A 15,140-nucleotide genomic window follows, 5' to 3' on the forward strand; every position below is an offset into this window, starting at 1 on the left:
TCATTAATCTCTCAGGGCATGACCCGTAAAATGAAGAAATACATCTTCCAGGTTTTTACAGGTTGGATGCTGCTCAATCAGGGTCAGTGGATTTCCCTGCACCACCATTTTTCCTTCATCCATAATCACTACTTCTTCACAGAGCGATTGTGCTTCTTCCAGTAAGTGAGAGGTATACAGGATACTGGCTCCCTGCTGGTTGTAATCTTTCAGAAACTGTAATATCAGGCTGCGAGATTGCACATCAACGCCAGCTGTAGGTTCGTCCAATACCAATAATTTGGGGTCGTGCAAAATAGCAGCAATGATATTGGCGCGCCGCTTCATACCGCCTGAATATTTATGTATCTCTTTATTCGCGCTTTTTTCTAATCCAAACAATTCCAGGTAATGCATTATTTTTTCTCGTAGTGCCTTGCCTTTATAACCATATAAATTACCAAAGTAAGTAAGGTTTTCTACGGCCGACAACTGCGGATATAATGCAATTTGCTGGGGAACAATGCCAATAATATGTTTGATGGATTCGCGGTGAGCAGCATTCTGCTTCAGGCCGTGAATCATGACTTCTCCACTATCACCGCGTACAATACCACATAAAATAGAAATGGTGGTTGTTTTACCTGCTCCGTTAGGTCCCAGCAAACCGGCAATCTTCCCTTCCCCAAACTGAAACGAGAGTCCTTTGAGTGTAGGCTCTGCGCTCCCGCTGTAGGTTTTATATAATTCATGCACTGATATGCCGGTCATCATTTCACTTTCATATTTAATTACCACTTCACGTGGGCCAGTTTCTTAAAGAACATCTCTTCTGCAGCGGCACACTGCAATAACATTTCACTCAGCTCCCGGTAGGATACATTATCTGCTGATCTGCTTTTACATATACGGCCTGCCGCAAATGCAAAGTTACGCCAGAGGTCACCGGTTTGGGTGAGTTCTCCGGCCAGTTTACTTAGCTCATCTTTCTTCAGTAACACTGCTGCTTCCTGTAAAAAGGCGGCATACAGAAAACGGAAGCCGGCGCCACCGGTACCTATTTCTTCCTGCATCCGGATAATATTTCCCAGGTATAAAGTAGCCTTGCGGTCGCCTGGATTTTCTGCATAGTTGCCTACCCGCTTGGAGAGGAAACGGATACCTTTCACGCCAAACATTGGCAGCGGCACCTTCAGCATAAAATGACAAGCCTGTTCAATACCTGCTTTGATGGGCTTCTCGAAAGAAGCAGTAGGTGGTACATGTACCGGGTAATACATTTTTCCTTTAGGTGCCGGAAACCCTTTGGCAAAACGCGCTTGTACCAGACTTTCCGGGTCAATGGTGGTCACAGTATCCATTACAGGATCGCTGACCAGGTATTGCCCGTCTTCTTTGCCATACACCACCAGGTTATGTGCATTAAAATGAAAACGATAAGAAGCAGGGAAATAGGGAAGATAATAAACGCTGGACTGCAGGCCCACAGGGATTCCTGCTTCTATCACCTTGTCCAGTGCTGCCATCCCTTTTTCCGGCGTAGAAAATTTTTCAGATTCCATTCTCACCCCCAGGCGTTTGCATACCCGTTGAAAAATGGCCCCTGGCCATATCCGGTAAGTGGTACCGGGTACACCATTGACCTTTACAAAAGGAAGATGACCGAAAAATATGCCTGCACCAATACCAAATGCCATAGGCTCACTGATTTGCAAACCATAATGGCCCAGCAAATTTGATATCACACCACTCTCGCAATGCGCCGTCTGTGTGTGTTGGAAGAAAGAATTATTCATAATTTTTTTTGAAAGAATTACGAATGCCGGATAGCTACTAGCTTTTAGCTATCCGGCATTCATAATTATCTATTTAGCCTCCAACAGATCTGTTAAACTTACTTTGAAGGCATCTGCATAGCGCTGTAACATTTTTTGGGAAAGCCCTTTAAAAACAGCTGGCTTCATATGCCTTTTTACCTGCCATTGAAATTTGCCTACATAACTTGCCAGCAAGGGCAGGTCCATCAGATTCTTTTCCATGTAATAGGCTACGGGGCTGATTTCACCTGCTACCACGCGGGCGCGGGCAGCTTTCACTCGCTCATTTACTTCCTCCCAGGCCTGGTCTAGTGCAATGTTCTCCGGTTCCCAGCCTGCACTCTGCACCTGCACATAATTACCAGAATTATCCACTGCATACATAATCTGCTTGAATGTACCTTCATGCAGGTTATCGCTATCCTGTGGTACTTCCTCTTTTTTCATGATGCCAGTTTTAAAGTGTGATAGCTTATACTACTGTAATGTGCGCATAAGCATACGAAAAACGTGCACTCTCCGGAACCATTAACACTATTTTCTGTCCTTTCTTAAAGCGGCCGGTATTCATCAGCTCTTCCAGCATCAGATAAGGAGATGCAGTACCTACGTTACCTACATTGGCCAGATTGGTGAACCATTTTTCCAGTTTCACGGGAACGCCTAAACGGGTAATTTCTTCATCTATCTTCAATCTGAAAAATTCAGAAGATAAATGCGGCAGGAAGAAGTCCAGCTCTTCAAGGTTGATGTCATGACGCTCTACCAGCTCTTTCCACATTTTTGCTCCGGAAGGAACTATATTTTTACCCAGTAAACGGGTGTCTTGTTTAAAGGAGAATACGCTGTGTTGTGCCCACTCTTCCGGTGTCATGTCAATCCAACCAGTGGTGCTGCCATCGGGTTGTTTAATGGCACCTGCATACATACAGGTTTCCAGGTCGTTGGCGTACGACAGGATTTCCACCCAGTCTACACGTAACGAGAGGCCGTCTTCGTTCGGTTTATCCTGGAACAAAGCTGCGCTGGCGCCATCGGATAACATCCAGCGGAGAAAATCTTTTTCGAAAGCGATGATCGGATTTTCATCCAGGCTTTTCAGGTTTTCAGCTTCCGGCTGAAATTTCTGCGCCAGCATCCAGGCAGAAAATTTCTCTGAGCCGGTACTTACCGCATTGGAAGTATTGCCGCAACGAATAGACATCCAGGCATATTTGAAAGCTTGCATACCAGCTGCACAAGCTCCTGTTGCTGCTATAAGCTCTACTGGCTGACATTTCAGCAAGCCGTGTACCATAGCCGCGTGATTGGGCAATAACTGATCGGGAGACGTAGTACCACAAGCCAGTAACTGTAATTTGCTGATCGGAAATTTCTCATCAAACAATTGCTCTACCGCCGTTGCAGTCATCTCTGCATTGGAATGCGTAGATTTTCCCTCCTTGTCTAAAGAATAGTAACGTGTTTTGATTTTGTTGTTACCCAGGATCTTTAAACGCGCACGGGAAGCTTTTCCATCTACCATGCCGAGAATGCTCTCCATTTCATCATTTTCAACAGGCTTGTTAGGTAAAAATTTAGACAGCCTGGTAATATAAACTTCCTTCATTTGAAAATTATTCGACTTTTAAGGCTACATGTAAAACCTGATCAGAACTGCCTTGCCTTGCCAGCCAGCTCACGGTGATAAACATATTTAAATTTAGTATACGTCGTATGCAGGCGTAAATATAGAATTCTAATTGGAATTACAACTATCACGCCATGGCGTCAACTTCGGACTGGGTGCTAACGCAGAGCAATACCCTTATAATAATCCACCTCACCATGCAGCTCCTTCTTCTTTAGATTTAATTGTATAAGAGAAGTGATGATGGAGATAGGCGTTAACACAAAAATCCCTACCAATAACAATCCTCTGTACATAGACACACGTCCTTGCCGGGAAGCGGCACCAGGCCCACCTTTGGCGCTAATAAATTTTGCCCAGAAGCGGAATGCCTTGATTCCTTTGCCTTCCAGCACTACCAGGTTGGGCAGTAACTCTACTGAATCCAACGCTAATAATTGCGGATGCAGCTCTTCCCATTTACCTCCGGCTAATGCCTGCGCAATAGGCCCAGCAAAACGACTGGAGGTAATAATTTCATTCTCCTGCACACCCGCCTGAGGTAAAAACCGGGTGGCCTCTTTTTTACCTTTGAATGCCCAACGCAGAATTGTAATCAGGGAAATAAGATTGGGCGACTTATCTACCAACACAATATTTCCCACTAAGTTGGCGCCGGCCTGCTGCAGGTATTGTTTAACCTTTTCCTGTGCATTCAGCCACATATTCCTGCTACCCAGTAACGTAACCACCTTTTTGCCACGCAATAACTGCTTTGCAGCTTCGCTTTGCAGAAAAGCAGCCGTAGGCTGAGAAGGAGATAGGAACCAGGGCTGGTAAGCCAGTATAACCAGGTCAAAAGACGCATTCACATCTACTTTCAGCGGCTGAATAGCCCGGGGCGTAGACTGAATAGTTTCCGGCATGGTATCATAAAACTGCTGCTTTCCCCAGGGAAATGGAAACGGCGTTACAGGCACCAACTGCTCGAACGTAATATCTGCTTTGCCTTCCAACGGGGCCAGCACATGATCAATAATCCTTTTTAATTGCCCGGTCTGGGTATAATATACCACCAGGATCTTCGGTCTTTCGCTCATAAAAGGAATAGGAGTTCAACAATTCAAGACGTAATTCGACAATTCAAATGGCAAAATCCACAATTCAAACTGTAAACATACAAAAAAACAGCAATCATTCATGTGATTTAATGATAATTTGACGCGAAAGCTTGATGGGAGGGGGTTCTAAATTTAGGGGTAACTGCTTGTGCCCCAGCCAGGTACAGCATCAACTCTGGATAATTAGCGAATGCTGTACCTGGACTCAAGGACTTGTTGTGCTCTATTAAAACATTCCTATAAACAGATAAACGGTACGAAATATGATTTTAGAAATGTTAAAAATTTGCAAATATTAACAACTATTTTTTCTGGACAGACCCGGAACCCGCTACGGAAGAGGAAACTTCAGGGGTGCCCTTGTAATGCACATCGCCGGAACCGGCAATTTTTGCACTCAGTTTTACACTGGCGTATACGTCCGCATCACCGCTACCCGCAATAGCTACTTCCACATTTTCAGCCAACAGCCCCTCACTACGGAAGTTGCCGCTGCCAGCAATGGATAAGTTCACGTCTTTCGTTTCTCCTTTCAGGTACATATCACCGGAACCGGCAATAGAAGCCTTTACAGCCGGGGCAGTCAGCTCTCCTTTCACATTACCGGAGCCCGACAGGGACACCCTCACAGGCGTACTGCTGGTAAACTTATCAGTTAACTGCACATCACCCGAACCAGATAACGACAATTCGTCTACCTCTGGCGTCGTTAAATACACATTGATTCCTTTATTCGTGCTGATGTTATAGCCTCTTTTCTCTCTTACAATCAGTTTTCCATCTTCCTCTACCAATTCTATCAGCGGGACAATATTATCTTCCGCTTCAATCACAACAGCTTTGACCGGGCCCTGAGCCAGGTACACGTTCATCATGCCTTCCGCCTTCACCCGATGGAAAGCCGCTACCGACCTTTCTTCTTTGATAACATGTCCGTTGCCCTTCACACGATTCTGTCCGATTACGATGCAGGAATTTAACAGTACAGTTGTTGAAATGGCCATGGTGGCCAAACATAGGAGCGATTTTGTTGATATCATGGGTTTAAATTATGGCAGAAAGGTACATCAGATTTCTGAATTTTGAATTTCAAAATCCGAATTTGCCGGAAGGACTTTATCTTTGCACCACCATGACAGAAAAGATACTTATCCTCGATTTCGGTTCGCAGTATACACAGCTGATTGCACGCAGCATCCGTGAACTGAATGTTTATTGCGAAATTAAGCCTTGTCTCCAGCCCATTGCCTGGGACGAAACCATCAAAGGTGTTATTTTATCCGGTAGTCCGTTTTCAGTAAATGACGAAAACGCACCAATCATTGACATTGCCGCCATTGCAGCCAAAGTACCGGTATTGGGTATCTGCTACGGCGCTCAGATGATGGCCAAAGTGTTTGGCGGCGAAGTAGCGAAAAGCAATATCCGCGAATACGGCCGCGCCTTTATGGAGCACACTGATAAAGAGGAAAAATTATTATATGACATCTCTGGCAAAAGCCAGGTATGGATGAGCCACTCCGATACCATTAAACGTATTCCGGAAAGCTTCAATATCATCGCCACTACAGAAAATATTCCGGTAGCAGCTTTCAAAAGCACTACAGTAGCAGCTAATCCAATTTTTGGTTTACAATTCCACCCGGAAGTAACCCACTCCCTCGAAGGCAAACAAATCCTGCGCAACTTCCTGTTACACATCTGTAACTGCAGCCAGGACTGGACACCAGCTGCTTTCGTACACGAAACAGTAGAAAAAATCAAAGCTCAGGTAGGCGACAAACGCGTGGTAATGGCTCTGAGCGGCGGCGTAGATTCTACCGTAGCAGCTGAACTGATCCACAAAGCCATCGGCAAAAACCTCTTCTGCATATTTGTAGACAACGGTTTGCTGAGAAAAGACGAATTTGAAACCGTACTGGAATCCTATAAACACATGGGCCTGAACGTAAAAGGGGTGAATTCAAAAGACCTCTTCTACGGTAAACTGGACGGGGTATCCGATCCGGAGAAAAAACGTAAAATCATTGGTGGCCTGTTCATCGATGTTTTCCAACAAGAAGCTACCAGCCTCACCGATATCTCTTTCCTGGGTCAGGGTACCATCTACCCGGATGTAATTGAATCCGTTTCTGTAAACGGTCCTTCTGTTACCATTAAATCCCACCATAACGTAGGCGGATTACCTGAAAAGATGAACATGCAGCTGGTTGAACCACTGCGCTTCCTCTTTAAAGACGAAGTACGCCGTGTAGGCCGCGAAATTGGCATCAGTGAAATATTCCTGGGCCGTCACCCATTCCCGGGCCCTGGCCTGGCCATCCGTATCCTCGGTGCCATCACTCCCGAAAAGGTAGCGATGCTGCAGGAAGCTGATGCAGTATATGTAGAAGGACTGAAAGAAGCCGGTTTATACGACAAAGTATGGCAGGCTGGCACCATCCTCCTCCCGGTACAAAGCGTTGGCGTAATGGGCGATGAACGTACTTACGAATTCACCGTAGCCCTCCGTGCCGTAACTTCCGTAGATGGTATGACTGCGGACTGGGCACACCTGCCTTATGAATTCCTGGCTAAAATGTCTAACGACATCATTAACAAGGTGAAAGGCATTAACCGTGTAGTATACGATATCAGCTCTAAACCACCAGCAACTATTGAGTGGGAATAATCCCCCTTTATAGAAGCTGAAAGCATAAAGCGAAAAGCAAAAAGCTATTGAAGCGGATGACCAGCGTGGATGACAATTTATTATTCCCGTTAAGCATTCGCTTCAATAGCTTTTTGCTTTTCGCTTTGTTTATAATTGCTTTAGTATCTATGCTTTCCGCTTCACAAAAACAGCTTTTTGCGTTCCGCTTTTGGCTTTCGGCTTCTACGGAATGATTTTTGTAAATTAGCGCCCATTATGAACCATTTGAACAACATAAAGCTCCTGCTATCCGCTTTGGTACTGTTGGTAGTGATCAGTTCCTGCTCTTCTACCAGGAAAAGCACCAAACGGGTAGATGGACCACCGCCATCTTTAAGTAAACCTACCCCGGCCAAAAAACCTGAAGAAAAGAAAACAGAAGCAGCAAAAGCTCCTTTCAACGTGCCAGCTTTCGGGAAAGAAGTAAAGAAAGCCACCTACAACATCGCCTTCTTTGCGCCACTTTACCTGGACTCCGCATTTGCTACCTCTTCAGATATTCCCGGCCGCACCATGCCGAAATATGTATTACCCGGACTGGAATTTTATGAAGGCGCTCAATTGGCACTGGATTCCCTGCAACAACAAGGATATGACCTGAAAGTAACAGTATACGACAGCAAAGCCAAACAAAGCATTCCTGCCCTGATCCGCAGCAAAGTACTCGATAATACCGACCTCATAATAGGCTCCGTTAGTAATCCGGAGTTGAAAGAACTCAGCGATTTCGCCAAAGAAAAAGAGATCAACCTCGTATCCGGCACCTTCCCGAATGACGCCGGTATCAGCGACAATCCTTTTCTATATATCTCCAACAGCACACTAAAAACACATTGCGAAGCGCTCCAGAACTATGTTCAGAATGCTTTCACTAATAAAAACATTGTACTGTTCCGCCGGAATACTACCTTCGAAGGCAGACTGGCAGCCGATTTCAAAGCATCCTACGAGAAGATGGACAATGCTAAGAAAACAAAAATCAAAGAAGTCATCTGGAACGATGGCACTTCTACAGAAGAAATTTCCAAATACCTGCTTACAGACCGTACCAATGTGATCATTGTAACGGCACTGGATGAAGCCGGCGCCAAAAGCCTGTTACGCAAACTCAGCGTTTCTGCCACCACTTATCCATTGCAGATCTTTGGTATGCCTACCTGGGATGTTATTAAGCTGAAAGACCCTGAATTTAAAGGCTTACAGGTGTACTATTCGTCTCCCTACTTCAACGATAAAACAGATGTCTACAGCAAGTATATCAGTGATTACTTCCGTAGAACCTATAAAGCACGTCCGTCAGATATGGCTTACAAAGGTTTCGATCTGACTTACTACTTTGTAAAACTGTTGCACAATAACGGCGTGTATTTCAATGGCATGGTCAGCGAATCACCCAAAGTAATTACCAACTATAACTTCCTGCCGGTATATCTGAAAGAAGGAGAAGGAACCCCTTCCTACTTCGAAAATAAAAATATCTACATCATCCAGAAAGGGGATAGTGCCGATATCAGGATGAATAAATAGTTGTTCCGGCAACTCACCGTATTTCGTGCCATGGCAGGCGCCATGGCACGATTTTTTTTGCGTATATTCCTTATATGAATGTGCTGCAATTTACCGACAACGGCATTTACTGCCCTGCAGGTGACTTCTACATAGATCCCTGGAAACCCGTTGCCCGTGCGGTCATCACACATGCACATGCGGATCATGCCCGCAGCGGAAACCAGTACTATCTCTGCGAAAACGCCACCGTTCCACTGCTGCGACTCAGACTGGGAACTGATATCCACGTACAGGGTATTGCTTACGGGGAATCCTTGTTTTTCAACGGCGTAAAAGTATCCCTCCATCCCGCGGGACATATGATAGGCTCGGCACAAATACGCGTAGAACAAAACGGGGAAGTGTGGGTGGTCAGCGGCGATTATAAGCTGGAAAACGACGGACTGTCGACTCCTTTTGAACCCCTGCGTTGTCATACCTTCATTACAGAATCTACTTTTGGTTTACCCATTTATCGCTGGGCGCCACAGCAACAAATTTTCGATCACATCACGCAATGGATATACGCTAATCAACAGGCCGAAAAAGCCAGTGTAATACTGGCTTACAGCCTCGGCAAAGCACAACGGCTGCTTTATCACCTGAAAGATAAAACAGACCGCTTTCTCGTACTCGGCGCCATTGCCATTCCACATGAACTATTACTCCAGGAAGGATGGCCACTGCCACCGGTAGAAAGAATTACACCGGATACGTCCAAAGCTGCCTTTAAAAATGCGGTGATTATCGCCCCGCCATCAGCAGAAGATCACGTATGGATGCGCAGGTTCCAGCCCTATGCACTGGGCGTATGCAGCGGATGGATGCAGGTGCGTGGTCATATGCGCCGCCGTAACGCGGATGCAGGCTTTGTACTCTCCGATCATGCGGACTGGCCCGGTCTGCTCGATGCGGTTAATACTACCGGCGCAGAACAGGTATACGTAACGCATGGCTTCAGCAGCGTATTTGCCCGGTATCTGAATGAAAAGGGAATAGCCGCCAGAGAAGTAAGTACCTCTTATGGAGATGAAGAACTCATTATTACACCTGAAATATAAACTGTGCAACAATTTGCTCAACTGGTACAAGTATTAAGTAACAGCACCAAAACCAACGAAAAATTGGAGGCGCTGAGTCATTACTTTTCCACCGCACCAGAGAAAGATAAAAGCTGGGTGCTGGCCCTGTTTTCCGGCCGCCGACCAAAAAGAACAGTGAATAGCACACAACTGAAAACATGGTGCATACAAGCCACGGACCTCCCCGGTTGGTTATTTGACGAATGCTATCATACCGTAGGAGACCTCGCAGAAACCATTGCGTTGTTATTGCCACCACCCACTACTCCCCAGGCCGCACCGCTGCACTACTGGCTGGAACAGCTACAGCAATTGGAGAAAGCAACAGAAGCAACCAAACAAACTTTTATCCTCAACGCCTGGAACGCATTGGATAGTGGAGAACGATTTGTGTTTAATAAACTAATCACCGGCGGATTCCGGATAGGCGTATCTCAAAAAATGATGGTCAATGCCCTGGCCCAAACTTACCACATAGAAGCCGCTACCCTTTCCCATATGATCAGCGGCAATTGGAATCCCCGTGAGGTAACAATAGCCACACTATTGCACCAGCATACCACTGGTGCAGATGCCTCCCGTCCCTACCCCTTTTACCTGGCCTATGCGCTGGAAGGATTGCCGGCATCACTGGGCGCTGAAAATGACTGGCAGGCAGAATGGAAATGGGATGGCATACGTGGACAAATTATCAAACGTGAGGGCCAGCTGTTTGTATGGTCCAGGGGAGAAGAATTGATCACTGATAAATTTCCGGAGTTTACGCCGCTATTAACAACACTGCCGGATGGCACCGTGCTGGATGGAGAAATTGTGACTTTTGCCAATGGCATGCCTTTGTCTTTTCAAACCCTGCAAACCAGGATTGGGCGAAAAAACGTCACCCGTAAACAGTTACAGGAAGCGCCGGTCATTTTTTTATCGTACGACTTACTGGAATGGGAAGGAAGCGATATCCGGGAAAAGCCGTTAGCAGAACGTCGTGCACTGCTGGAACAACTGGTACAACAAATCAACCTGCCGGTGCTACAGCTATCGCCTGAAATTGTTTTCGACGACTGGGAACAACTCACTGCATTACGTCAGCAATCACGCGATAAAGGCAGCGAAGGACTGATGCTCAAAAACAGACGTGCTGCTTACCAGGTAGGTCGTAAGCGTGGGGATTGGTGGAAATGGAAAATTGATCCGTTTACCATTGATGCAGTCATGATTTATGCGCAGAAAGGGCATGGCCGGCGCTCCAATTTATATACAGACTACACCTTTGCTGTCAGAGACGGCGATCAGCTGGTACCTTTTACCAAAGCCTACTCCGGCCTTACAGACAAAGAAATTGCCGAAGTAGATAACTGGGTAAAACGACACTCATTAGAAAAATTTGGCCCCGTGAGAACCGTACAACCCGAATTAGTTTTTGAAATTGCCTTTGAAGGCATTGCCGCTTCTAACCGGCATAAATCTGGTGTGGCATTGCGTTTCCCACGTATTAACCGTTGGCGGAAAGATAAACCACTGGCAGAAATAAATACACTCGATGACCTAAAAACCCTACTACGGTTAAACAGCAGCCAACCCAATACCTGATTTGCTGCGCCGGTAAAACAATACCAGTTGCCCGATAGCACATAAAGCCAATACTACAAGGACACTTAATCCGGCACCATAAGCACTCCATCCCCGGGTATCTGCTACCTGCATCAGTAATCCCACCAGTGACAATCCAAGTCCTCCTCCCAGCGAGCCCGCGGTGCCGTTGATTCCAGAAGCTAATCCCTGCTGCTGTTCAGGAACAGCCTGCACCGCCAGAATAGTAACACAAGGAAAAGTAATAGCCATTCCACATGCATTAATACTGGCCACCGCACATAAAATGAGTATCAAAGAATGATCTGTAAAATAACTCGCGATAAAAAACAGCATCCCGCTTAACATACACACATTCCCCACGATGCCTGTTTTCACTACCCCCCATTTTTCAAACATCCGCGGCAGGATAAATTTGGAAATAATACCAGACAGAATACTAAACGGAAACAATAACAAACCTGCCTGCGATGACGTGAAGTGCAGATCATTCTGCAGATACAGGGTAAGCATGAATATATAACTCAGAAACATACTTCCCAGCAATACAGCGCCCACATTTCCTGTGATAACACCCTGCATACTGAATAACCGGAAGTCAACTAACGGTGACGCATGTACGCGTTCCCGTCGTATAAAAATCATACCGGCAACCATAAACAATAATAGTAATGAAAGCCAGGTGATATAGTGATCACTGATATTTCCCAGATCATGTATGAGCCATGCCGCCAGCATCATCAGCATGGTAATGAGCATAGCGCTCCAGATATTATTAGTAGCACGTACGGCATGTTTTTCATCTGCCGGAATGTATAATACCGCCAACAGGATAGCTCCGCTTATTACAGGTACATTGATAAAGAACACCCATTGCCAGCCAAGGTAGTTACTGATTAATCCGCCAATAGCTAACCCGGTGGCAAAGCCTATTCCTGCCATGGCGCCAAAGATGCCCAAAGCACGGTTTCTATCAGCAGCGGCGGTAAAGGTATTAGTGATAATAGCTACCGCCGCTGGAATGGCCAATGCCACACCTATTCCCTGCAAGGCCCTGCATACCAGCAGCCATGCGAAAGAAAGCGAAAAGCCGGCGGCCAGCGACGCCAACACAAAAGTAGCAGCGCCCGTAATAAATATTTTCTTTCGTCCCTGTGTATCGGCCAAACGTCCACCCAGCAATACCAGGCCGGCATAAAAGAGTACATATACTGTTTGCACCCATTGAATGCCATCTGCACCAAAGTGGAAAAATGATTCCATTTGCGGTATCGCCATGTTGAGCACAGAAACATCCAATGCCTCAAAAAAAATAGCCAGACAGGCTACGGTCAGAATTACTCGTTGATTTTTCACGGCACAAACCTATAAAATCAATTCTACAATCATTTATTTCTGAAAATTTTAGTACAAACCACTATTTTTGCTTCTTAAAATAGTTATTTATTCTAAATAGATCATTACATGATGCAGAAAAAAGAACATCATACAGACACCCCGCTTCATCTTGATGAAAAAGATATGGGCATCCTCAAATTATTACAACAGGATGCTAAAATGACTATCCGTGATATTGCCCGTCAGCTTAACCTCAGTACTACACCGGTATATGAACGTATTCGCAAAATGGAACAGGCAGGCGTGATTAAACAATATGCTGCTATTGTAGACCCCAGAAAAATAAATAAAAGCCTGACAGTACTGTGTTATATTACCTTAAAAGAACACAATAAGAAATACGGTAAGAAGTTTATCCAGGAAATCCTCCACTTTACAGAAGTAACGGAATGCCTTAATATCTCAGGTGAATTCGACTTCATGATAAAAGTACAGGTAAAGGATATGGACGAATACCGTGAATTTTATGTGAATAAATTAGGAGAATTAGATAATTTAAGCCATACGCAAAGTATATTTGTGATATCTGTTATTAAAGCTACACACCAGGTAGTTTTTTAAAGTTATTCCTAAATACGATTAATACCTATGTTCCGTCTATACACATTAGTGTGTGCAGGTTGTCTGCTTTTTTTTCTGAAAGATGCCAATGCTCAATCCCGACTATTCTCACATGCCATTGGTGGTGGCTTGTTTGCCGGTACCAGCTACCTGGGCGGCGGCCTCGTTTATTCCCCCCGGTTTAACTTCTTACGCTTCTCCGATCGGTCTGTTTTGTCGCTCAGTACACACATTGGTGTAGGCACTACCATCAACGATAACTACAACAGCAACACCGGTGGCAACTCCACCAGTATCTTTATGGCCAATATGCCGGTATTGATTACCTGGAACTTTGGCAATGCGGCTACCCGACACGCCTATACGAAATGGGGCTTCTTTGCAGGCGCCGGATACGGATTTCATAATGCGACCCGCGGTGTTGAATTTATTGACGATGAAGAAGTAAGCACCAACCAGATACATATTTCAGGCATGGTACTCAGTGCCGGACTAAATCTTCCTATAGCCAATAGCTCCTTTGGCATCCGGGTGGCGCATTTATTCAATAACAACCAATATAACCCCGATATTGCCGGCATGACAACCATAGGTGTTGATTATAACATTGGTGTAAAAATCAGGAAACACTGATGACCAACAAAGTAAGACAGCTGTAACTTTCTCCTGCTACAGCCGTTACATACAATTGAATAATTTACTACCCCAAAAATTGCTACGTATATGAAGTACGCATTCCTGTATCTGTTCCTGTCAGGCGTTACCACCATGCTTCCCGCAGCGGCACAAAGCAAGCGTTTTCAATGTGTATACGGAAGCTGACCTATCAGACAAGTAACATTATTGACACCTCATTCCCTTTATAAACATGAATTACAAACTCCTACTCCTGATTGTACTATGCTGCCCATGTTGGATCGCTGTATCCGGGCAAACATCCCATTACAAACCCGACGTCAAGACCCATTCCTTTCAACTGGCAACAGGCATTGGCGGGATATTCGGACGACAGCACTCCGGCCTGTTGTTTAATTTTGAACCACGGGTGAACCTTCACCAATTCTCTGATATTTCAAGCATCAGCATTGGTTCCAGTATTGGCATTGGTCCCACTGGCGCCAATGACCACCGTACTAAAACAGATGTAGATGAAGTATATGGATTTGTCAGGACCGGCTATCTGTTCAATATTCCGGTTACCTTTAACTATACCTACGGCAATGGCGCTACGCCACGCGCTTTCAAAAAGTTCGGCTACTCCACAGGGATAGGCTATGCCATTCACAATGCCACCAGAAAGGTAGATCCAGGCCCCGGTATTGATGCTGCCGCTGTACATGCCCATGGCCTGATATGTGATGCTAAATTCAATTTTCCTATAGGTAATTCTTCCTGGAGTTTACATGGTTCTTACCTGTTTAACTTTAGTCAACATAACGCTGATATCCGTTCTCTTAAAAGTATCAGTCTTCAGTATACGATTGCCTATCCTGTTTCTAACCGGGAAACACGGCGCCACTACAGCCATCCTCCAGTTTATTACAAAGAACTACGCCACCGGCAAAAAAGAAGAGAGAAGAAAGAAGAAAATGGGAACTGACCGAAGTGTAAAAAGCAATGAGATAAACATCATCTTCCAAAAGTTATTTTTATCAACAGCAAAAAAAAACAGTACCTTAATCCACAACCTTGTAACCTTATCACACTACCTTTCGTCTTATACGTATGAAATATTTAGCCCTACCT

The 15,140-nt window shown here is 45.2% G+C and carries 14 protein-coding genes; 7 read left to right on the plus strand and 7 right to left on the minus strand.

What is annotated here, in order from left to right; all coding sequences use genetic code 11:
• Nucleotides 1–3: 3 nt before the first annotated feature.
• The 6 genes from AC1DFM_RS02210 to AC1DFM_RS02235 form a co-directional block, all read right to left on the minus strand.
• Complete coding sequence (locus AC1DFM_RS02210) at nt 4–753, minus strand: ABC transporter ATP-binding protein (protein WP_477075097.1); 750 nt, start codon at nt 751–753, stop codon at nt 4–6.
• 17 nt (nt 754–770) lie between these two features.
• Nucleotides 771–1,775, minus strand: a complete 1,005-nt coding sequence (gene darH, locus AC1DFM_RS02215; RefSeq protein WP_477075098.1) for a BtrH-related acyltransferase DarH — start codon at nt 1,773–1,775, stop codon at nt 771–773.
• Nucleotides 1,776–1,844: 69 nt separating this feature from the next.
• On the minus strand, nt 1,845–2,243 hold the full coding sequence (gene DarG / locus AC1DFM_RS02220; RefSeq protein ID WP_477075099.1) for a flexirubin biosynthesis protein DarG: 399 nt from the start codon (nt 2,241–2,243) through the stop codon (nt 1,845–1,847).
• Nucleotides 2,244–2,268: 25 nt separating this feature from the next.
• Nucleotides 2,269–3,405, minus strand: a complete 1,137-nt coding sequence (gene darB / locus AC1DFM_RS02225) for a dialkylresorcinol biosynthesis protein DarB (RefSeq protein ID WP_477075100.1) — start codon at nt 3,403–3,405, stop codon at nt 2,269–2,271.
• Nucleotides 3,406–3,584: 179 nt separating this feature from the next.
• The gene (locus AC1DFM_RS02230; protein ID WP_477075101.1) at nt 3,585–4,505 is read right to left on the minus strand and encodes a hypothetical protein; all 921 of its coding nucleotides are present in this window, start codon (nt 4,503–4,505) and stop codon (nt 3,585–3,587) included.
• 323 nt (nt 4,506–4,828) lie between these two features.
• The gene (locus AC1DFM_RS02235; RefSeq protein ID WP_477075102.1) at nt 4,829–5,566 is read right to left on the minus strand and encodes a head GIN domain-containing protein; all 738 of its coding nucleotides are present in this window, start codon (nt 5,564–5,566) and stop codon (nt 4,829–4,831) included.
• An 11-nt stretch (nt 5,567–5,577) separates the two neighbouring features.
• On the opposite strand from AC1DFM_RS02235, the gene guaA reads away from it, so the two are divergent.
• The 4 genes from guaA (at nt 5,578) to AC1DFM_RS02255 (ending at nt 11,435) form a co-directional block, all read left to right on the plus strand.
• Nucleotides 5,578–7,197: a glutamine-hydrolyzing GMP synthase gene (gene guaA, locus AC1DFM_RS02240; protein WP_477075103.1), complete on the plus strand. Its 1,620-nt coding sequence runs from the start codon at nt 5,578–5,580 to the stop codon at nt 7,195–7,197.
• A 237-nt stretch (nt 7,198–7,434) separates the two neighbouring features.
• Nucleotides 7,435–8,745 (plus strand): ABC transporter substrate-binding protein, encoded by a 1,311-nt coding sequence (locus AC1DFM_RS02245; RefSeq protein WP_477075104.1) that lies wholly within the window; start codon nt 7,435–7,437, stop codon nt 8,743–8,745.
• A gap of 74 nt (nt 8,746–8,819) precedes the next feature.
• Complete coding sequence (locus AC1DFM_RS02250; RefSeq protein ID WP_477075105.1) at nt 8,820–9,827, plus strand: ligase-associated DNA damage response exonuclease; 1,008 nt, start codon at nt 8,820–8,822, stop codon at nt 9,825–9,827.
• Between the two features lie 3 nt (nt 9,828–9,830).
• Nucleotides 9,831–11,435, plus strand: coding sequence for an ATP-dependent DNA ligase (locus AC1DFM_RS02255; RefSeq protein WP_477075106.1), 1,605 nt, complete (start codon nt 9,831–9,833; stop codon nt 11,433–11,435).
• On the opposite strand, the gene AC1DFM_RS02260 is transcribed toward AC1DFM_RS02255, so the two are convergent.
• Nucleotides 11,409–12,791 carry an MFS transporter gene (locus AC1DFM_RS02260; protein ID WP_477075107.1) on the minus strand — a complete coding sequence of 461 codons (1,383 nt, stop codon included), beginning with the start codon at nt 12,789–12,791 and terminating at the stop codon, nt 11,409–11,411. The two genes, AC1DFM_RS02255 and AC1DFM_RS02260, sit on opposite strands and share 27 nt — an antisense overlap.
• Before the next feature lie 108 nt (nt 12,792–12,899).
• On the opposite strand from AC1DFM_RS02260, the gene AC1DFM_RS02265 reads away from it, so the two are divergent.
• From AC1DFM_RS02265 to AC1DFM_RS02275, 3 genes are all read left to right on the plus strand, one after another.
• Nucleotides 12,900–13,394: an Lrp/AsnC family transcriptional regulator gene (locus tag AC1DFM_RS02265; protein ID WP_477075108.1), complete on the plus strand. Its 495-nt coding sequence runs from the start codon at nt 12,900–12,902 to the stop codon at nt 13,392–13,394.
• Between the two features lie 27 nt (nt 13,395–13,421).
• The gene (locus AC1DFM_RS02270; RefSeq protein WP_477075109.1) at nt 13,422–14,027 is read left to right on the plus strand and encodes a hypothetical protein; all 606 of its coding nucleotides are present in this window, start codon (nt 13,422–13,424) and stop codon (nt 14,025–14,027) included.
• Between the two features lie 235 nt (nt 14,028–14,262).
• Nucleotides 14,263–14,994 carry a hypothetical protein gene (locus AC1DFM_RS02275; RefSeq protein ID WP_477075110.1) on the plus strand — a complete coding sequence of 244 codons (732 nt, stop codon included), beginning with the start codon at nt 14,263–14,265 and terminating at the stop codon, nt 14,992–14,994.
• Nucleotides 14,995–15,140: the final 146 nt, after the last annotated feature.

Source organism: Chitinophaga sp. 05T412, from assembly GCF_056396465.1.

Coding starts and splice junctions, on each gene's coding strand:
- AC1DFM_RS02210 (WP_477075097.1), bottom strand. CDS start 753: ATGATGACCGGCATATCAGTGCATGAATTATATAAAACCTACAGCGGG.
- darH (WP_477075098.1), bottom strand. CDS start 1,775: ATGAATAATTCTTTCTTCCAACACACACAGACGGCGCATTGCGAGAGT.
- DarG (WP_477075099.1), bottom strand. CDS start 2,243: ATGAAAAAAGAGGAAGTACCACAGGATAGCGATAACCTGCATGAAGGT.
- darB (WP_477075100.1), bottom strand. CDS start 3,405: ATGAAGGAAGTTTATATTACCAGGCTGTCTAAATTTTTACCTAACAAG.
- AC1DFM_RS02230 (WP_477075101.1), bottom strand. CDS start 4,505: ATGAGCGAAAGACCGAAGATCCTGGTGGTATATTATACCCAGACCGGG.
- AC1DFM_RS02235 (WP_477075102.1), bottom strand. CDS start 5,566: ATGATATCAACAAAATCGCTCCTATGTTTGGCCACCATGGCCATTTCA.
- guaA (WP_477075103.1), top strand. CDS start 5,578: ATGGCAGAAAGGTACATCAGATTTCTGAATTTTGAATTTCAAAATCCG.
- AC1DFM_RS02245 (WP_477075104.1), top strand. CDS start 7,435: ATGAACCATTTGAACAACATAAAGCTCCTGCTATCCGCTTTGGTACTG.
- AC1DFM_RS02250 (WP_477075105.1), top strand. CDS start 8,820: ATGAATGTGCTGCAATTTACCGACAACGGCATTTACTGCCCTGCAGGT.
- AC1DFM_RS02265 (WP_477075108.1), top strand. CDS start 12,900: ATGATGCAGAAAAAAGAACATCATACAGACACCCCGCTTCATCTTGAT.
- AC1DFM_RS02270 (WP_477075109.1), top strand. CDS start 13,422: ATGTTCCGTCTATACACATTAGTGTGTGCAGGTTGTCTGCTTTTTTTT.
- AC1DFM_RS02275 (WP_477075110.1), top strand. CDS start 14,263: ATGAATTACAAACTCCTACTCCTGATTGTACTATGCTGCCCATGTTGG.